Here is a 19,463-nt window from a genome sequence, read left to right as displayed (position 1 = left end):
CTGTGCCGTAACGCACCGTTGAGCAATCATCACTCATTTTCTATTAAAACACCAATTTAATTGATATTATTTTTTCCCCTTAAGTGAGCAGTTTCTCTTTTTAGCCTTTCTATAATCTCAACTTCTTCAGGGAAATTTTGTTGATATCGTGCTTGTTCTGCACGAATTTTTTGTAAATGCGATTCAATATTACTAGAATCGATCACTACACCAAAATCACTAGGAGCATTCTTACTTTTGTTGGGATAATTGAACATCACATCAAGTACTAAATCTCCCAGTTCTTTCTTGTAGTGAGATGGTTCCCAATACCATTTCATTTCTTTTTTACTACCAGTCGGTGAAATTTTTTCAGTTGTAACACTATTGTATCCACTAAAATCCCATAAAATAATTGGCTGTTTTTTGGGATTTTTTACCGCATCTTCGGCAATTATTTTGACTAAATCTCGTTTCCATTCCTCAAACCTTGAGAAACGATTTATACTTCTCATCCCTTCCAATTGATAAGCGTGAATTGGTGAGATAAATAAATATAATTTAGTATCATCTTTACGATGATTAAAAACTTCTTTTAACAATTCAAGTTTTTCTGGGCTGTCATACAATCCAGGATATAACTTTTCGAGAGTAATGTAGCTTTTTATTTTTTCAATAAATAGTTTGCGGCGATTATATTCCGGGGCTTCTTCTTTTTGCATAAAGCCATTAATGATATATTCATCATGCTGATTTCTTAAATTAAAATTTATCGTGCTCAGCGACCTAATAAACTTTTCGATGGAAAATAGCTCGCTGAAAATAAAATTAAATTTGTTATAAGATCCAGAAAATTTAGACTCATAATAGTCTGCTTTTGGTTTGATTTTGCTATTAAAGCTAAAAACATCTAGACCGACTACAACTGTTTTGAGATGTTCATGATTGTTTGCAAATTCAAAAGTTTTTAATATTTCATATATATTTGCGCCAGGTAATCCTGCGTTATAAACTGGACGAGAATTAAAAACAGGATTTTGAGGATTTAATCCACGCATAACGCGAGATGTTCCTAGTAAAACATTTTCATAGTTACCTTTTTCCAACTCAACTGACTTCAGTTTGCGTAAACCTCCACTCATAATAAATGGTTTTTCGTGATTAAAGCCTTTAACATCTACCACCGCAAATATTTTTTGAGGATCTACTACAAAATTAAAACTTGCAACGCACAGCGATCCGATCGCAAAAGTCATCATATAATTTTTGATGTAAGACTGACTTAATTTCACGTGTGTTACCTCAAAATTGAAAGTAAAGAAATTCGCTTTCTTTTGAAAGTGACAAAATAGCCACAACAGCAATAACTGCAACCATCACTGACCAAATTTGATTTGGTTCCCATTGCAACCGTTTCCATGACTTCAGATGAGAAGTTGAATAATTTTGGGTGAGATTGCAATTAAGTGCGGGATGATAATGTTCCATCCATTGTTGAGTATTAGGAATAAACCAAGCAAATATTAGTAAAGATATAATCCACAAGATTGATTTTCTTGATAATGATTCTGGAATCGACCAGTCACTTAAACCAAACATTCCCTGTAAAATTAAAAATGCAGAATCTACACTTTCAGCACGAAATAGAACCCAACTAACTACAACTGCAAAAAATGTTAATAACCAACCAAAACCCCGATCTAAAAAATTTGTATTTTTGAGGTCGTATCCCAAAAATTTACGTAAGGAGCGCCATTGATGGTTAATAATTAAATAGACCCCATGCAACCCACCCCACAAAATAAAAGTCCAACCAGCACCATGCCAAAGTCCACCCAATAGCATGGTAATTAGTAAATTAAAGTTGCGGCGAAATTCTCCTTGACGACTACCACCTAGAGGAATATAAAGATAGTCTCGTAAAAAGTTAGAAAGAGTAATATGCCATCTCCGCCAAAAATCGCTTATACTGATGGCTTTATAAGGAGAATTGAAATTAATTGGTAGCTTAATACCAAACATCCTCGCAATACCAATAGCCATATCTGAATAGCCAGAAAAATCAAAATAAAGTTGCAGTGTATAGGCTAAAGCTGCAATCCAAGCTTCAATTAAAGTAGGCGATGTTCCTTGTAATGCAGCATCAAATACTGGAGTAGCATAAATAGCAACATTATCTGCAAATATGACCTTTTTAAATAGTCCCAAACTGAAAATCGTGATTCCCACCGCCATATTTTCCGGGTTAAAGCGATAAGTAGATTTATCCGCAAATTGGGGCATGACCTCTTTGTGATGTACAATTGGCCCAGCAATTAATTGTGGGAAAAAGGTTACAAAAAGGCAATAATCAAGAAAGTTATATGCTTTTGTTTCCCCTTTATAAGCATCTACTAAATAAGCGATTTGCTGAAAAGTAAAAAATGATATTGCTAGGGGTAGAATAATATTTTTGAAATTGAAATTTGTCCCTAGTAAATTACTAACGTTAGATAAAAAGAAGCTAGCATACTTAAAATAACCAATCAGAGCAAGATTGACTATCACACCTACAGTTAGAATTAACTTATTACTAATAGGTTTTTTAAACTCTTGACTTAAAACCGAACCGATAACATAGTTAAAGATGAGAGAAAATATTATTAGTATTAAGTAAGGCGGATTCCACCAACCATAAAAAAACAAGGAAGCGATCGCAAGAAAGGCTATTGCTAATCGATAGTTACCTATTTTACCAAGCTGGAAAAATATAAATAGAGCGATCGGTAGAAATAAAAATATGAATTCAAGAGAGTTGAATAGCATTAATTAGATTCAATATGATAGTTATTTAGTACCAATATTGTTGAATTGAAAATATTTAATCGAGAATATTTAATTAGACATTAATTCTACAACTAATCAGTTCTATAAATGCTTGCGTCTAGATAATTTATCTTATGCAAAGCATTTGTATCATTGAAAATATTTATATAAAATGAAAAATATAAACAACTAAAATAAAACTGATTTGAGTGTAGTTGATTTAATAGGTGTAAGAATAGAAAATAACGATATTACTAAGATAAAATTATGTGGCGTAAATTTACCTAATGCTAAAAAAAGTAAGTAGGAATAGATTTTAATATTAACGATCGTAAATTAAACCCTAATCCATAACCAAAAACCCAACCATATGGCTGGGTTTGGATGGGGTAATATTCCCCTGATTTTTTATAAACGTATTGATAGAGTTATTTATCCTTGACCATCTGATAACTACTACCAAACAGGTGTGGGAGATTTCGGAAAAGTAGAAAAAGTTTTTTGATGAGGATTTCTAGGGTAGGGTGCATTAGGCGCACAGGTATATATTTGTTTTAGGTCACCTTTACAAAAGCGCCGTAACGCACCATCGAGTAATCTAAATAATTCTATTTTTTACAAACAGAGTTGAAATATTAATTTTCCTCTTGCAAACTTGCTTTTAATCGCTCCACTTCTTCTGTGCTTAAACCTGTAGCTTTTATAATATCATTTACAGTCATCCCCATTTTCAGCATATTCAGTGCGATCTCTTCTCGTGTTTTCTGAGCAGCTTCTCGTCCCCAACTAGTTGTAATTTCCATATACGCTTCCTCCTTGCTTAATCCTATTTTATCGACTGTAGCTTTAAAGATTTCTTTCTCTGCTGGATTAAGATCCAAATAGACATCTACAAACCCAGAAATTAATTGCATCCGCGCCGGATCTAACTTTAAGGTTGTTAACAAGCGGAGACAGTTTTTCCTTTAAATGTCACCACATCATTAATATCTAATACTCGTCCAAAAAGAATTCCTGCTTCTACATTTACTTCAGTACTTGCTGTGTAGCCTTTATAGTTCATCATACTTTAATTTTTGGTTCGATCAAAAATCCTTTGATAAAGTTAACGAATTCTACATTTTGCAATGCTTCTTAATTAGTTCTTAATTAGTTGTAAACTTAGTCACATTAACCTGATTTTAAGCTACTATATAGTAGCAAAATTGAATACTTTGTATATTCGTATTAAAAGCTCAATAAAAAGAAAGTAAATTCTATTTCCAATCATGCAGGAGAGTTTTTACATGAGCGAGGAAAATCGTAATGTATACAATATTAGTCATCTTGGTGGTAATTTTAACCAGTCTATACAAGGAAACTATACAGAAGTACATGGTAATTATATAGACACTACTCAAGACTTATCTCAAGCCGCTGCTCAAATACAAGAATTATTAATTCAACTACAATCTCAGGGATATAGTGAAACAGATGCTCAACAGAAAGTAGCAAATGATTGGGCAAATAAAGCTAGAAATGATCTCAAAACTAAAGGAAAATTGGTCAAATTAGGAAAATATATAAATAATGCTGCCGCAAATGGTTTGATCGGACAAGCTGCGGTAGAAGCAATTAAATTAGCTTTGAAGTTGTCAGGTATTCCTCTTCCATAAAGCATCGGTCGGATGTTGAACGATGAGAAATCAAATTATACGAATTCTTGGAGGATTTTTTTCTCTGATTAAGCGGCTTCCAATTGAATGGAAGATAATATGCTTTTGTTTAAGTTCATTGGGAGCTATCAAAGCTTTTCAAGAAATTTCTAAAATTGTTGTAGCAAACTCTGATTTGATTGTAAGAATTTTAATTTTTTTAGGTATTCTACTATTTGTCACAGGTTGCTGCTTGTATTTTTTGAAATTTAGGCGAAATCAAAGAGAATTAAATTCTAGTTTAAATGATATAGATTTAACAGAAGAAAGTAATTCAATAAATTCTCCTAATATTTATACAGAGGGTAATTATAACGAATCCATTGGTGGCGACTACGTAGAAGTACAAGGAAATTACATCAATATAAATCAGGATTTTTCTGAAGTTGCTGCTGAAATTCGCGAATTAATCACTCAACTGAAAAATCAAGGATACAGTGAAGAAGATGCAGAGATAAAAGTTGCTAATGACTTGGGGGAGCAAGCTCGTCAAAGGCCTAAGTTGAGAAAAAAGCTCTTCAAGTGGAAAAAGTCTTTCAGTCGTTCAAAAACTAGAACAAATAATGAAACTGAAGTTGCGAGAGAAGTAGTAAAAACTGCTACAACTTATCGTCAAACTTCTTCGAGTCATTTTACTGAAGTTACTCAAGGAACTTTCCAGAAACTGGATGATTTACTTAGAGCAAAAAAATGGGAAGAGGCTGATTTTGAAACAGCAAAGCTGATTTTTACTATATCCGAGGATAAATTGCCGGAAGATTCTGTTTACAGAAGTCTTTATCTAAAGTATGTACGTTCAGAACATATTACAGTTATTCCGAGAAAAAACTTTAATACTATAAACAAGCTTTGGCTGAAGCATAGTGGTGGACGCTTCGGTTTTAGCGTTCAAAAGGATATTTGGATAAAACTAGGTGGTGCTTCAGATACTTATTATACTCCTACCGAGGTAAAAGAAAAATTTGGCGATGAAGTTGGTTGGCGTCGAAAAGGAGAATGGCTTTATTACGTCGATCTTTATGACTTACGGCGAACAAAACCTCGCGGTCATTTTCCATTAATGTTAATGTTACGTTCAGGTGAAACAGATCGATGCCGGGTTGATTTCTCAATTCTTGAAACAATTGTTGGACGTATATATAAGTTTTAACTGATTTGATTTTACTTTTTTAAGTTTTGGTGCAATTTTGCCCTTTAGCTTTTCAGAATTTTTGTGATAAATTTTCGTTCAATAAACAGTGGTCTGTAAAATCAATTTTGAAGGATATTGATATTACCATAAAATTGTAGAGACGCGCCATGGCGCGTCTCTACATTGGTTATTGCTACAAAGCGAGGTTTATCAGAAATTACTCAATCCCTTCAATCCGATCCTCAGCTTCCTGATACAACTGTTGCAGTAACTCCAAATTCTCATCACTGGTTTCCCAGTAACCCCGACCATTAGCTTCCAACAAAGTTGTAACCATCTTGCGGAAAGAATTAGGATTCAGGTTGAGCAACCTTTCCTGCATTTCCCGATCTTTCATGAAGGTGTCGTTCGCATCTTCGTAGATCCAGTTATCAACGGAACCCGAAGTAGCACTCCAACCAACGGTATTAACTAAACGTTTCGATAATTCCCGCACCCCTTCATAACCGTGGGAAAGCATTCCTTCATACCATTTGGGATTCAATAATTTAGTCCGAGAATCCAAACGCACGGTTTCCGATAGGGTACGCACCTGAGCATTTGCTGTGGTGGTATCTGCCATGTAAGACGCTGGCATTTTACCGTCTTCCCGCAAACTAGCGACTACCTTGGTGGGGTCAGAATCGTAGTAGTGGGAAACGTCAGTTAAGCTAATTTCGCTGGAGTCCAGATTTTGGAAAGTAACTTCCGCTGTCTTCAAAGTAGTTTCAAAGATTTTCCGGGAGTTTTCCATCATTCCAGGATTATCAGCACTGAAAGCAAAGGATTTACGTTTGAGGTACATTTCCTGTAACTCTTGTTCGCTTTCCCAACTGCTGTTTTCTACCGCTAAGTTGATATTAGATGAGTAGGAACCGGATGCATTGGAAAAAACGCGTGTAGCTGCTTGACGTATATTAATTCCCAACTCTTCCGCTTGTTCCATTGCATGTTTGCGGACAAAGTTCATTTCCAAGGGTTCTTCTGCTTCCGCAGCCATTTTCACGGCTTGATCGAGCAGGTTCATTTGGTTAATGAACAGGTCGCGGAATACTCCAGAACAGTTAATTACTACGTCAATTCTGGGACGTCCTAACTCCTCTAAAGGAATTAACTCCAATCTGTTCACCCTTCCCAAAGCATCAGGAACGGGACGCACCCCAACCATCCACATAATTTGGGCGAGTGATTCCCCGTAGGTTTTAATATTGTCGGTTCCCCAAAGCACAGTAGCAATGGTTTCGGGATATCTACCACCGTTTTCCTGCATTTGTCGAGCTAGCAAGCGTTCCACAACGACTTTTGCTGATTGAACTGCTGCTTGGGTAGGAATTGCTTGGGGGTCGAGGGCGTGAATATTTTTACCTGTCGGTAATACATCAGGGTTGCGGATTGGGTCACCACCGGGTCCGGGAAGAATATATTCACCTTCCAAACCTTTGAGTAATGCTCCTAATTCGTTATCAGCGCAAACCTGTTGCAAACAGAATTCCAAATATTCAAATAGGGGTTTAATTGCTTCCTTATCTACCTTGGTGTAACCCGCGTCATGCAAAACTTCGATCCAAGGTTCCTTCTTACCCATATTAAAGAAATTCAACTTGGAAACCAAGGAAACCCTACCTTCTGCGTCAGTTTGCGCTCTGACCAACGCACCGACGGTTTCCCGAGTAATCATGGTAATATCCTGCAACAATTGGACGTCATCTAAAACGCCTTTATCACTGTTGCGGTAAATTTCTTCGATATCGCGATCGATACTTTCGGCGATAATTCTTTGCAAACTCTTGATTTCTTCTTCGGGACGGTCTAAACCAGCGATATTTACCAGAGTTGCGATCGCTTCTTCAGCACTAGGAGGTTTTCCGACAACATGCAATCCACAAGGTAGGAGTCGCGATTCAATTTCCATTAACTTGCGGTACACAATTCCGACGATATTATCCCGTTCTTCGGAACTCATATCTTTAGCGTCGGTTTCCGGAATGTCAATATCCTTATCTAGGTTTACCATCCGGCATTTATCCATGATGGTATTAACAATGGGAATACCGCGACCGGAATCTTTCAGGGTTTGGTAGGAAGCTATTAACTCACTGAGTTCTTTTAAACCCTTGTATAAACCTGCATTTTCCGCCGGAGGAGTCAAATAGGAAATTGTCTCGGCGTAGCTGCGACGCTTAGCAATGGTGGCTTCACTAGGATTATTAGCTGCGTAATAATACAGATTGGGAATGCTACCAATTAAGTTATCTGGGTAACACTCATTGGACATACCCATTTGCTTACCGGGCATAAATTCCAAGGAACCGTGGGTTCCAAAGTGCAGTACCGCATCAGCACCCCAAATTCTTTCTAGGTAAGTATAGAAAGCAGCAAAACCGTGGTGGGGACTTGCAGAGCGAGAGAACAACAACCGCATCGGGTCGCCTTCGTAACCGAAAGTCGGCTGTACGCCAATAAACACATTACCGAATGACTTACCGTAAACCAACAGATTTTGTCCGTCGCTGTTGAGATGTCCTGGTGGTGGACCCCAGTTTTCTTCCAAACGCTGGGAGTATGGTGTCAATTCTTCGTATTCCGGAACCGACATCCGGTAAGCAATATTTAGCTCGGGACTAGCATACTGGGCTTGGGCGTCATGAATTACCTCTTCCATCAATTCTTGGGCGCTACCAGGTAATTCCGGTAAATCGTAGCCATTATTCTTCAGGGCTTTCATTACCTCGTAAATGGAACCAAATACGTCCAGATACGCAGCCGTTCCCACATTACCTTTATCCGGTGGGAAACTAAATACAGTAATTGCTACCTTCTTATCTAGTTTGGGCTTACGACGCAAACTTGCCCATTTTAACGCCCGTTGCGCTACAGCTTCCACCCGATCCTGCAGCGCGATCGCTTTACCGGTGGTACCATCCCTACCAGACAAAATAATCGGTTCAATCGCCCCATCCAACTCCGGAATGGCAATTTGCAACGCCACCTGAATGGGATGCAAACCTAAATCGCTATCCATCCACTCCTCAGTGGTTTGGAAAACCAAAGGTAAGGCTACCATGTAAGGGCGATTTAAGCGCTTGAGAGATTCAATTGCTTTGGGATGATCTTGTCTTGCAGGTCCACCTACCAGAGCAAAACCTGTCAGGGATACTACAGCATCAACCAATGAGCTATTGGTCGCCGAATCGTAGAAGTAAGCATCCACAGGCTTGGAAAAGTCCAAACCGCCAGCAAAAACCGGCACAACTCGCGCTCCCATGGATTCCAATTCCTGGACAATTGCCACATAATGGGCATCATCACCGGTAACCAAATGGGTACGCTGTAATACCAAACCTACACAAGGTGCTAAAGGATCTTTTAAATTTTGAGAAATATCTTTGCGGCTGCTGTACCAATTGAGGTATTCCTTAACATCCTCATACATTGTGGTGGCTAAAGGATGCCAAATCCCCATATCGGGATAAACAACAGGTTGCTCATATTGTAGAGACGCGAAATTTCGCGTCTCTACGTCTTTTAATACATATTTATCAGCCAGCATCAGCAAGAAGTTTTCCAGATTTTCTGGGGAACCACCCAACCAATACTGAAAACTAAGCATAAAATTCCTAGCATCCTGGGCTTTATCCATCGGAAGGAACTTCAAAACTTGCGGTAACGTCCGCAGTAACTTGAGCATTCCATCTTGGAAAGAAGCACCAGACTTTTCCTTGCGCTTACGCATGAATTGTGCTATTGCACTCTTGGATTGTCCCAATTGTGCCAAAGAAAAGCTACCCATTTTATTCAGGCGCATAACTTCTGGCATGGAAGGGAAAACCACTGCAACATCTAAATTGTCGCGGTGTGGCTTGACCGCTTCCGCTAACTTTTGGGCTAAATCTTCGATAAAAATCAGCGAGGCGATGAAAACGTTGGCAGTTTCTATATCGCGCTTGAACTCCTCATAGTTCTCTTGGTCTCGGAGTTCCTCGATCAAATAACCACTAACTTCGATCGCTAAGTTAGGGTTATTGGCGTTAATTACTCTTACCGCTTGGGAGAGTGCGCTCTGATACTGGGACTCTAGCACGACATAGACCACCTTAATTAAATGTCGCTCCCCGAGATTTTCTGGCGCGATATGTCTGATGGTGGACTTGACGTGGGTGAACATGCTAACGAGGCTCCTTTTGATGCGTGTTCTCTATGCTCGGCAATATCAGTCTTTTTATCAGAAAATAACTCCCAAATTCTGCTTTTGTAGATTATCTGACACAAAACGATATAAATTCCGAAACATAAATTAATAATTATTTGCATACTGCATTAGCATTTACTCACAAAATATGTATTTTTGTAAACACGAATAAGGCTGATTTTATGTGGAATTCCGGGAAAATCTATTGAATTCAAAATATTAAATTCAAAATATCAATCTCAAAATATCAGTCTCAAAATATTAAACTCAAAAAATAATGGAAAATCTAGATGTTCTAATTCTTTCCAATGGACCAGGGGAAATAACCACTTGGGTGCGACCAGTAGTTAGGGAATTAAGACGAAAGCTAGGGAAAGATCCAAGCAAACTAAGAATTTCCGTAATTTTGTCTCCTTGTCCCAATGCAAGTGGAAAAGAAGCTGCGATCGCGAATTCCTATCCGGAAGTCGATAGAACTCAGGATGCAAAGCATTTCCTTCGATTTCTGGTTTGGGGAAAAACAGAGCAAAATTGGCAATGGCGCAAAAAAGGAATAGTTATTTTCCTGGGTGGGGATCAGTTTTTTGCTGCAATTATTGGGAAAAGACTGGGTTATCGGACGATAGTTTATGCTGAATGGGAGGCGCGCTGGCATAATTTAATCGATCGCTTTGGTGTCATGAAAGCAGAAGTTTCAGCCAAAGTAGATCCCAAATATGCCGATAAATTCACAGTGGTTGGCGACCTAATGCAAGAAGCAAATAGTGATTTGTCATTTTCCCATGAAAAAGATAAATTTGCCAATCAAAAAGTAAAAGCCAAAGAAATAATTGCTTTTCTTCCCGGTTCAAAGGCGGCAAAATTAACCCAGGGGGTACCGTTAAGTTTAGCGATCGCCGAATATATTCACAAAAAGCGTCCGCAAACGGAATTTATACTTCCCGTCGCGCCGACATTAGATTTAGAAACCCTAGAAAGTTTTGCAAATACCGAAAAAAATCCCTTCACAAAAATTTTTGGGGATGTTTCAGCAAAAATACTTAATCACGAACCAAAAATTATCGTAGAAACTAGTTCAGAAAATAGCTCAGAAATTAATTCACAATCCAACTCAGAAATTAACTCAGAAAAACCCAAACTTAAAACAGCAAACGGCATCACCATAGAACTTTGGACTCAGCATCCAGCCTACGAAATCTTATCTCAATGCCAAATTTGCTTAACTACTGTAGGTGCAAATACTGCTGAAATAGGTTCTTTAGCAATACCTATGATTGTATTATTACCCACACAGGAACTTGACGCAATGCGTTCTTGGGATGGAGTACCGGGAATATTGGCAAATTTACCATTTGTTGGTTCTAGTATTGCCAAAACAATCAATTGGTTTTTCCTGCGTAAAAAAGGCTTATTAGCATGGCCTAACATTTGGGCAGGTAAGGAAGTTGTACCAGAATTAGTAGGCAAACTTCAACCCGAAGAAATTGGGGAAATGGTCTTAGACTACTTAGAAAATCCAGAAAAACTAGCACAAATGCGATCGCAACTGCAAAGCATTCGCGGAGAAGCAGGAGCAGCAGAAAAATTAGTAAATATGGTTGAAGAGGAAATTGATAGTGAGTAATTAGTAATGAGTAATTAGTAATGAGTAATTAGTAATGAGTAATGAGTAATGAGTAATGAGTAATGAGTAATGAGTAATTTCTGACTCCTGACTCCTGACTTCTGACTCCTGACTCCTGATTCCTGACTTCTAACTCCTGACTTCTAACTCCTGACTTCTGACTCCTGACTTCTAACTCCTGACTTCTAACTCCTGACTCCTGAGTATTTATTCCTTCACAAAACAACATAATTAGTTAAAATTAGTTAGGTTCAGTTTCTTCGTTTGTTACCAAACGGTATCAGCAATCTCATGCAATTTAACGAGCGTGTATCCCGACTCCCCTTTGCTCCACTGCTTCTAATTTCTCCGTTTTTCCTATGGGGTACGGCGATGGTAGCGATGAAAGGAGTAATTCCCCACACAACGCCGTTATTTCTTGCTGGATTGCGAATACTCCCTGCTGGCGTGCTAATTTTGATCGTCGCAGCAATCATGGGTAGACCCCAACCCAAAAGTTGGAAAGCATGGTTGTGGATTATTTTATTTGCTCTGGTAGATGGAGCATTATTTCAAGGATTTTTGGCGGAAGGTTTGGTTAAAACTGGCGCTGGTTTGGGTTCGGTAATGATTGACTCCCAACCCTTAGCGGTAGCATTAATGTCCTGTTGGTTATTCCAAGAGCAGATTGGTTTGTGGGGATGGCTCGGACTGATGTTAGGGGTGACCGGAATCGCTTTAATTGGTCTACCTGACGAATGGATTTTAAGTATTTTTTCTCAGATCTCTCAACTAAATATTTTCTCCCAAACTACCAATATTTCTCAAACTCCAAGTTCTGAAATCTTGTTGATTTCCCGCTCGCTCTTCGAAAGCGGTGAATGGTTGATGCTATTAGCTGCATTATCAATGGCGGTAGGAACGGTAATGATTCGCTTCGTCATCCGTTATGCCGATCCCGTAAGTGCCACTGGATGGCATATGATTTTAGGTGGGTTACCATTGTGGTGCATCTCCGCTGTCACAGAATCAGAACAATGGATTAATTTGCTACCATCAGATAGTATTGCTTTGGCATACGCAACTGTATTTGGTAGTGCTATCGCCTATGGATTATTTTTCTACTTTGCTTCTAGTGGAAGTCTCACTAGTCTTAGTTCTCTAACCTTTCTGACTCCTGTATTTGCTTTAATTTTTGGTAGTTTACTCTTAAGTGAAGTTCTTAGTCCTTTGCAATGGGCAGGGGTGTGCTTAACTCTACTCAGTGTCTACTTAATTAATCAACGTCAAAATTTGATGAGTGAAGACACTCGAGTCTCAGTAAATGAGCGAAAAGTACGCAAATGTAAAGTAAATGAAAAAAATATCCGAGAAAAACAGCCCTTTCAAAAAGTATCGGCGAAAAAACTTCACCATTTAACCGTAAATGTGAGAAAATCGGACTCGGAAATTTTGCCTTAAATTAAAAACATAGGATATATATTTTACGTATTACATCTCAGTTAGAGACGTTGGCTGATGACGTCTTTATAATGAATAGCTGTACCCTTTGATTAAAATTTATCAGGGTAAAAAATGTTAAGTTTATTGAACCTAATTTTAATTTCACTAACCGGATTAAGCCGGATATTCTTAAGAACAATTGTAATATGAGGCTATGCCATTATCTAATTTTAATCACCACTTGCCTTACTTGCCTGGAGTATAAACCCAGTAGTGCAAGCATAGCCCCTTTTAAATCCGCACCTGAGAGTGTAAAAATTTCTCAAGCAAATTCTGATAAGATTTCCAATGGAGTTTTACCTCTCAGACCAGGAAGTAGAGGAGCACAAGTTAAAATTCTCCAAACTCAACTCCAAGAACTCGGATATTATGAGGGTTCTATTGATGGAAAATATGGTGGAACTACAAAAAGTGCTGTTTTTAAATTTCAGTCAGCCAGAGATTTATCTGCTGATGGTGTTTTTGGTACTTCAACTAAACATGCTTTAGAAAAAGCACTTCAAGAAAAAAGACTCCAGTCTTCCATTGATTCGAGCGCTCAATCGAGTCACATAACCGCAGAAGAGCAAGGTATATTCGGGTGGTCTTTAATTGGTATTGGAGTTTTGGGAAGTACGGGAGCAATTCTTTATATCATCAAGTTATTTTCCCGAAGAGATGAAGAAGAAGTTAGTTACTTTTATCCTTCACACTCAAAAAACCTTACTACACCCAATACAAATGGAATTCAACCAAATGGAATTCAACCAAATATAATTCAACCAAATGTAATTCAACCAAACGGGATTCAACAAAATATAATTCAACCAAATGGAATTCAACCAAATGGAATTCAACCAAATGGAATTCAACCAAATATAATTCAGCAAAATGGGATTCAACTCCCACTGTATGAATTGAATACAATTCCTGAGACCGTTAAAGAGATTGTACCTCCAGTCAAAGCATATTCTCCAGCAGATGAAACTCTTATTAACGGACAAGAAGCGACAGAAGTACCATCAAAAACCTGGTTATCCTCCGAACAAGGTCCCCATCTAGCTAAATTCAATCTAGTTGATAAGCTAATTAAAGATTTATACAGTCCCGACCCACAGCAAAGACGTAAAGCTGTTTGGGATTTAGGACAAGAAGGTGACTCTAGAGCAATTCAACCACTTACTGAGTTAATGGTTGATGCTGATTCCCAAGAAAGAAGTTTGATTTTGGGTTCGTTATCAGAAATTGGTAGTCGTACTCTTAAACCAATGAACCAAGCTTTGGCGATTTCATTGCAAGATGAAAGTCCCCAAGTGCGCCAAAATGCCATTCGTGATATCACCCGCGTGTATGATATGATGGCTCAAATTAGTCAAATCCTATCTCACGCTCTGGAGGATGAAAACTCACAAGTACGGGAAACAGCACGATATGCTTTATCTCAGATGAATCGTATTCGTTCGCTAAATTACTTGGAAGAGTTACCTCAAGAATTAGAAGCTACTGAAATTAATCAAATTGAATACCCTACTTCAGAATAAGAATTTTTCTGAATAAAAAATTGTAGTTGTGAGTTTAGTGCGATCGATAAACTTTAGCGCTAAAGTCCAACTACAAAATATATTTATAAGTCAAAAGTCAAAAAGCTTGTCGATTAAGCATTTTATCCCCTATCTTGCTTGTACACGTACCTAAGGTTTTAGTACGCATCCTACGGATAAACAGCTTGCTGCGTTCAAACATCATTACTCTAGCGCTTTGAAAAAGTGCGGGATAGTCCCTCTGTTCCCTCTTCCCCCTTCCTGTTTATGAAAAAAATCATTATTGGTGTCATGGGACCTGGAGAAAAAGCAAAAGAAATAGATCTCCAAAATGCTTATCAGGTAGGAAAGTTAATCGCACAGCAGGATTGGATCCTACTAACTGGGGGTAGAAATATTGGTGTGATGGATGCAGCATCTTGCGGTGCAAAATCAGTTCAAGGTTTAACGATTGGAATTCTTCCCGATCGCAATTTACAGAATATTTCCAAGTTTATTGACATTCCCATTGTTACCAATATGGGCAGTGCCCGCAATAATATTAATGTTCTTTCCTCAAATGTAGTCATTGCTTGTGGAATTGGTCTAGGTACAGTTTCAGAAATTGCTCTAGCTTTAAAAGCAAATAAGAAAGTAATTTTCCTCACTGATGAGAAAGAAAGCTTTGATTTTTTTGAAAAACTATCACCCCAGCTTGTTTATTTTGCGACAAATCCTGAAGATGCAATATCGATAATCAAAATGATTTTAAATGATGATAATTACATGAATCTCAAATAACTTCACTTCGCTGATTAATAACAGTAAATTAATTCATAATGTGTATTTTTGAGCTTTATTATTTTATTTATGATGAATGATTCCCTGGTATTTTCAAAAATAGATATTTAAATCAGCAATTACTAATTAATATTACCTTTCATCATAATATTCCCCAGTAATTAACAACCAAATTCGAGGATGAGAATAGCCTGGAACTGGACTTTTCTTAATTGCTTTAGCCATCACTGCTCCTAATAAACCTCGTCTGACTTCAGGATCTCGATAACCCGAGATTTCTTGTGCTCTGTAAAAATTAATGATTGCTGTATCGTAATCATATTTATTTACGGCTGATTTAATTGCAACACGCATAAATCGAGCATAATTAGAACCGTAATTAGGGTTTATCCATAAAGGACGAGGTATACAATCACCTGTGTATCTTATATTTCCTGGTGTATTTGTAATAGGACTAACACATTGAGTGGGACGATTATTTGCAAAAGCAGGATTAACTATTGAAGTCGCAATAGTCATAGAAGCAACTAAGAACACAAAAATATCATTTAATTTGTGTCTCACTTGTTTTATACAAAATGTAATTCTTCAATTCCTATTTTCTTACGTATAGATACAAGCAACAAGTGTATAAAAATACCTTTTAATAAATAATTTGTACTGGGTATTCTCAACTTTACTGCTGTTTGAATATACATCCGGAAACAAAAATTTTATATTTATTTTCACTAATAAAATTCTCACATTATACTTGACTATAAAGTTGTATTTTTAGTTACATTTAATTGGTGATATAAGAAATTAATGACTTTTATAAAAAGCGAGAATAAATATAGTAGTTGTGTTTAGAAAATATCTTGCCAAGAATACTTGCAATGTAAAATCAAAGATAACATGGAGCCAAATTAATTTTTTTAAGACGTTTATCTTTGTTTTTAATTTATTAGATGATGTAAATATAATTAAACACATCATAAGTTAAACACATCATAAATTAAAGAATTATAAATTCTCTATTCATCTTCCTAAAGATATTTAATTTGTTATTTTATCTACTTGTGATAAGTTAAGATTTATTTTTATTTACATAATTATGCTGTATAAAAAAACTGATATTTTCAAGTGACAAGTTATAGAGAGATATAATCTTGCTCTACAATGCTATTTTTATTGCATACCTGGGTATTTAAAAGTTTATTACCGCCATTTTAAGAATTATTAATTAGGAATAATGAATGTTACCAAATTCCTGTAAGGTTATGAAAATGTAATTTATTTTTCGTGCAAACAATTTCGTAGGTACAAATATTTTCAAATTGAATGATAAACATTGACAAAAAACATAGAAGATAAAAAGTACCGATAAAATGATTTTCAAAAAAGTAAAGCTAAAGTTCAACTAGGATTTACCTTCTTAAATTAAAGTTAATTCAAACTGTTCTCTGATCGATTATTAAAATCAATAATTGAAACTGGTAATTATAAATTTTAATGCGGTCGTCCTGTTGTTGATAAAAAATCTCAAATCAATTCAAATTGATTCTTGAAATAATTTAGAAAAAATCTGTATCTAAGCTATTTAATAATGGTAAAAAGTAGTTTGGTTTACCATTTTGGTTTATCAAGTCCCATTTATAAAAAGGAGTAAATAAGTGAATTGGGTCAAAGTTCTTTCTCAAGAATCTCTAGCACCAGGTGCGCGAGAAGTTGTCAAAGTCGGGAATCAAGCCATCTTGATAATTAATCACTCCGGTGAAATATTTGCTGTAGATAACAAGTGTCCTCACCTTAAGTTATCCCTAAAAAAAGGTAAGGTTACAGACGATGGTGCTATTGTGTGTCGTTGGCATCGTAGTGCCTTTGACCTCCGCAGTGGTGAAGTTAAAGAATGGTGTACTTTCCCACCTGTTGTTGGTTCGATGATGGGTAAGATGTCAGAGCAAAAATCACTTCCTGTATATCCCACCCGTATAGAAGATGGAAATATTTTGGTTGGTTTGGAAGAATAAACTAAAATTCCACCTGCGATCACAGTTGCAGGTGGCTGCTTGATATAAATTTTGATGTGAATTGTTGAGTTTAACTCTTGAGCTTGAATATAAGCTGACTTACTCGTTCATTATATTGCTTTAGTTAGACTTTTTCCATTGCGGTATGCAGAAAATCAAAATTCTGAATAGTAATTCTATTTAGGAATTTTTGCATATATTTGCTTATTTTAATTTTGCTACTGGTGTAAAAATAGTATTTAAACACATTTTAAATAACTACTTTAACAAGTAAATTCCCATGTATTAAGTTTTCATTTTATTCCAGAATATATTCGCAATTACGCTGACTTATATTATAAAAATTCAGCTTCTATCTGATATGAGAGTGGCATCTGAGCGCAGAAAATTGCACAATAAATGCAGTTGACCCCTGATAGTTCGTATCTACCAATGCCTCCCTTATTAGCCGATACTAAAAACCTGCTTTCCGACTTAATTGCCCATTATTCCTCCAAAGTAGATTATTTGATGATTCGTTTGGAAGAATCTGAGGGAACAGATATATTGCTGCGTGGCGGTAAAGTCGAAACTCTCAGCGAAGGTATTTCTATTGGCGGACAAGTTCGCGCCTGTTATCGAGGAGGATGGGGATTAAGTAGTTTTAATCAGTTAGCGAGTTTGAAAGAACGGATTGAAGAAGCGATCACTTCTGCACGAATGGTTGGAGATGAGGTAACTATCCTTGCTCCCATCGAACCAATTCAAGCAGTGTGCCATATTCCCCTAACAGGTACCAATCCCCGTCAAATAGCTCTTTCTGATAAAAAACAATTATGTATTGATTATGCCGATTTACTGAAAAGCGTGGATAGTAGAATTACTACAACTTCCGTGCGTTATGCAGATAGTGCTCAAGATGTAACTATTGCTACCAGTGAAGGTGCTTTAATCGAACAATCTTGGGTTGATATGGAAATGCGCTTTGCAGCAACAGCCCGTAATGGTGAAACTGTGCAAACAGGGAGGGAAACAACTGGTTCGCGCAAAGCCTATGAAGATTTAACAGGTTTGGAAAAACAGGTTAAAAGTGCAGCACAAAGAGCAGTGTCAGCTTTATCCTTACCATCAGTTACGGGTGATGTTTATACCATTGTGATCGATCCAATTCTCAGTGGTTTATTCGTACATGAAGCCTTTGGACATCTTTCTGAAGCTGATATGGCTTACGAAAACCCAGATTTGCTGGAAGTAATGACCATTGGAAGGCGATTTGGTCCAGAAGAATTGCAAATTTTCGATGGAGCTGCACCCCTGGGACATCGCGGAAGTTATTTCTATGATGATGAGGGTACCCCCGCAACAACAACACAATTAATTAAAGACGGGGTTTTGGTCGGACGTCTCCATTCAAGGGAAACAGCAGGAAAATTAGGTGAAGCACCAACAGGTAATGCTCGTTGCTTGGATTATCACTATGCACCAATTGTTCGCATGACTAACACCTGGATCGAACGGGGAAAAACACCTGTTGCAGATTTGTTCGCTGATATTAAAGAAGGAGTTTACGCACGTAATTGGTTGGGTGGAATGACCAACGGTGAAATGTTCACCTTTAGTGCTGGGGAAGCATGGATGATTAGAAATGGCAAAATTGCTGAACCAGTTAAGGATGTAACCCTTTCCGGTAATGTTTTCCAAACCCTAGGAGATATTGAAGCCATAGGAGATGACTTTTATTGGGATGAATCCGGTGGTTGCGGTAAGGGCGGTCAAAATGGTTTACCGGTAGGTTGCGGAGGTCCAAGTTTGCGGATTAAAGATGTTGTTGTCGGTGGTGAGGTCGCTTAATAGATAGATATAAATAGTGAGAACTCCCAATAAATAAAATATCTCATTCGTAGGGTGCCGTTAGCGATAGCGTAACGCACCTTCAACAAATTATTCTCAATACCACAAACCCAGACTCTTAATATACAAGGGTGTCGTTAGCAATAGCGTAATGCACCGCACCTCCAACAAATTATTAAGTACTTGGAGAAAATTAATTGTATATTTGTCATTGCGAGTGGAGCGTAGCGTAACGTAGCATATGTCCTGTCGGACACGCTAACGCTAACGCAAGGCTTTGAGATTGCTGAGGACGCGCTCCGCGTTCAGCTTTGCTGCGGTCTAACACTATCGTTTGTTCTAACGAACACGCAATACCTACGGTACGCTTCCGCTAAGCG

Annotated in this window: 14 protein-coding genes and 1 pseudogene; 8 read left to right on the top strand and 7 right to left on the bottom strand. The window is 37.4% G+C overall.

Annotated features, from left to right (window positions below):
- Positions 1 to 56 precede the first annotated feature (56 nt).
- The 4 genes and pseudogenes from QNJ50_RS22550 to QNJ50_RS22535 form a co-directional block, all read right to left on the bottom strand.
- Entirely contained in the window at positions 57 to 1,163 is a 1,107-nt protein-coding gene (locus QNJ50_RS22550; protein WP_300639797.1) for a hypothetical protein, read from the bottom strand.
- 118 nt (positions 1,164 to 1,281) lie between these two features.
- On the bottom strand, positions 1,282 to 2,784 hold the full coding sequence (locus QNJ50_RS22545; protein ID WP_300639794.1) for an MBOAT family protein: 1,503 nt from the start codon (positions 2,782 to 2,784) through the stop codon (positions 1,282 to 1,284).
- Positions 2,785 to 3,419: 635 nt separating this feature from the next.
- Positions 3,420 to 3,731, bottom strand: coding sequence for a hypothetical protein (locus tag QNJ50_RS22540; protein ID WP_300639792.1), 312 nt, complete (start codon positions 3,729 to 3,731; stop codon positions 3,420 to 3,422).
- Positions 3,732 to 3,736: 5 nt separating this feature from the next.
- Positions 3,737 to 3,847 (bottom strand): annotated as a pseudogene (locus QNJ50_RS22535) (toxin-antitoxin system HicB family antitoxin); the annotation flags it as partial.
- Between the two features lie 223 nt (positions 3,848 to 4,070).
- Between QNJ50_RS22535 and QNJ50_RS22530 the strand changes: the two are divergent.
- Positions 4,071 to 4,439, top strand: a complete 369-nt coding sequence (locus tag QNJ50_RS22530; RefSeq protein ID WP_300639790.1) for a hypothetical protein — start codon at positions 4,071 to 4,073, stop codon at positions 4,437 to 4,439.
- Positions 4,440 to 4,461: 22 nt separating this feature from the next.
- A complete protein-coding gene (locus QNJ50_RS22525) occupies positions 4,462 to 5,628 on the top strand; it encodes a GUN4 domain-containing protein (RefSeq protein WP_300639787.1) in 1,167 nt (388 codons plus the stop codon).
- Positions 5,629 to 5,827: 199 nt separating this feature from the next.
- Here the strand turns inward: QNJ50_RS22525 and QNJ50_RS22520 are convergent, their stop codons facing one another.
- Positions 5,828 to 9,814, bottom strand: coding sequence for a magnesium chelatase subunit H (locus tag QNJ50_RS22520; protein ID WP_300639784.1), 3,987 nt, complete (start codon positions 9,812 to 9,814; stop codon positions 5,828 to 5,830).
- A 301-nt stretch (positions 9,815 to 10,115) separates the two neighbouring features.
- Here QNJ50_RS22520 and QNJ50_RS22515 point away from each other — a divergent pair, with 301 nt between their 5' ends.
- Entirely contained in the window at positions 10,116 to 11,462 is a 1,347-nt protein-coding gene (locus QNJ50_RS22515) for a lipid-A-disaccharide synthase (protein ID WP_300639781.1), read from the top strand.
- A gap of 28 nt (positions 11,463 to 11,490) precedes the next feature.
- Here the strand turns inward: QNJ50_RS22515 and QNJ50_RS22510 are convergent, their stop codons facing one another.
- Entirely contained in the window at positions 11,491 to 11,691 is a 201-nt protein-coding gene (locus QNJ50_RS22510) for a hypothetical protein (protein ID WP_300639779.1), read from the bottom strand.
- A 62-nt stretch (positions 11,692 to 11,753) separates the two neighbouring features.
- On the opposite strand from QNJ50_RS22510, the gene QNJ50_RS22505 reads away from it, so the two are divergent.
- The 3 genes from QNJ50_RS22505 to QNJ50_RS22495 all read left to right on the top strand — a co-directional run bounded on the left by QNJ50_RS22505 (position 11,754) and on the right by QNJ50_RS22495 (position 15,244).
- On the top strand, positions 11,754 to 12,902 hold the full coding sequence (locus tag QNJ50_RS22505) for a DMT family transporter (RefSeq protein ID WP_300639776.1): 1,149 nt from the start codon (positions 11,754 to 11,756) through the stop codon (positions 12,900 to 12,902).
- A 188-nt stretch (positions 12,903 to 13,090) separates the two neighbouring features.
- Positions 13,091 to 14,464: a HEAT repeat domain-containing protein gene (locus tag QNJ50_RS22500; protein WP_300639773.1), complete on the top strand. Its 1,374-nt coding sequence runs from the start codon at positions 13,091 to 13,093 to the stop codon at positions 14,462 to 14,464.
- 267 nt (positions 14,465 to 14,731) lie between these two features.
- Positions 14,732 to 15,244 (top strand): TIGR00725 family protein, encoded by a 513-nt coding sequence (locus QNJ50_RS22495; RefSeq protein WP_300639770.1) that lies wholly within the window; start codon positions 14,732 to 14,734, stop codon positions 15,242 to 15,244.
- 132 nt (positions 15,245 to 15,376) lie between these two features.
- Here QNJ50_RS22495 and QNJ50_RS22490 read toward each other — a convergent pair whose 3' ends face one another.
- Positions 15,377 to 15,808 (bottom strand): hypothetical protein, encoded by a 432-nt coding sequence (locus QNJ50_RS22490; protein WP_300639767.1) that lies wholly within the window; start codon positions 15,806 to 15,808, stop codon positions 15,377 to 15,379.
- Between the two features lie 1,088 nt (positions 15,809 to 16,896).
- On the opposite strand from QNJ50_RS22490, the gene QNJ50_RS22485 reads away from it, so the two are divergent.
- Entirely contained in the window at positions 16,897 to 17,253 is a 357-nt protein-coding gene (locus tag QNJ50_RS22485) for a Rieske (2Fe-2S) protein (RefSeq protein ID WP_300639764.1), read from the top strand.
- 432 nt (positions 17,254 to 17,685) lie between these two features.
- On the top strand, positions 17,686 to 19,083 hold the full coding sequence (locus QNJ50_RS22480; RefSeq protein ID WP_300639818.1) for a TldD/PmbA family protein: 1,398 nt from the start codon (positions 17,686 to 17,688) through the stop codon (positions 19,081 to 19,083).
- Positions 19,084 to 19,463: the final 380 nt, after the last annotated feature.

Origin of the sequence: Mastigocoleus sp. MO_188.B34, assembly GCF_030065675.1 — a bacterium.
Lineage (GTDB): Bacteria > Cyanobacteriota > Cyanobacteriia > Cyanobacteriales > Nostocaceae > Mastigocoleus.
This window is presented reverse-complemented; position numbering and strand designations above follow the sequence as displayed.

Excerpts from the sequence above, each read along its gene's own strand:
- QNJ50_RS22510 (WP_300639779.1), bottom strand. The coding sequence starts at position 11,691 with ATGTTGTTTTGTGAAGGAATAAATACTCAGGAGTCAGGAGTTAGAAGT.
- QNJ50_RS22525 (WP_300639787.1), top strand. The coding sequence starts at position 4,462 with ATGAGAAATCAAATTATACGAATTCTTGGAGGATTTTTTTCTCTGATT.
- QNJ50_RS22520 (WP_300639784.1), bottom strand. The coding sequence starts at position 9,814 with ATGTTCACCCACGTCAAGTCCACCATCAGACATATCGCGCCAGAAAAT.
- QNJ50_RS22545 (WP_300639794.1), bottom strand. The coding sequence starts at position 2,784 with ATGCTATTCAACTCTCTTGAATTCATATTTTTATTTCTACCGATCGCT.
- QNJ50_RS22480 (WP_300639818.1), top strand. The coding sequence starts at position 17,686 with ATGCCTCCCTTATTAGCCGATACTAAAAACCTGCTTTCCGACTTAATT.
- QNJ50_RS22495 (WP_300639770.1), top strand. The coding sequence starts at position 14,732 with ATGAAAAAAATCATTATTGGTGTCATGGGACCTGGAGAAAAAGCAAAA.
- QNJ50_RS22500 (WP_300639773.1), top strand. The coding sequence starts at position 13,091 with ATGAGGCTATGCCATTATCTAATTTTAATCACCACTTGCCTTACTTGC.
- QNJ50_RS22530 (WP_300639790.1), top strand. The coding sequence starts at position 4,071 with ATGAGCGAGGAAAATCGTAATGTATACAATATTAGTCATCTTGGTGGT.
- QNJ50_RS22505 (WP_300639776.1), top strand. The coding sequence starts at position 11,754 with ATGCAATTTAACGAGCGTGTATCCCGACTCCCCTTTGCTCCACTGCTT.
- QNJ50_RS22515 (WP_300639781.1), top strand. The coding sequence starts at position 10,116 with ATGGAAAATCTAGATGTTCTAATTCTTTCCAATGGACCAGGGGAAATA.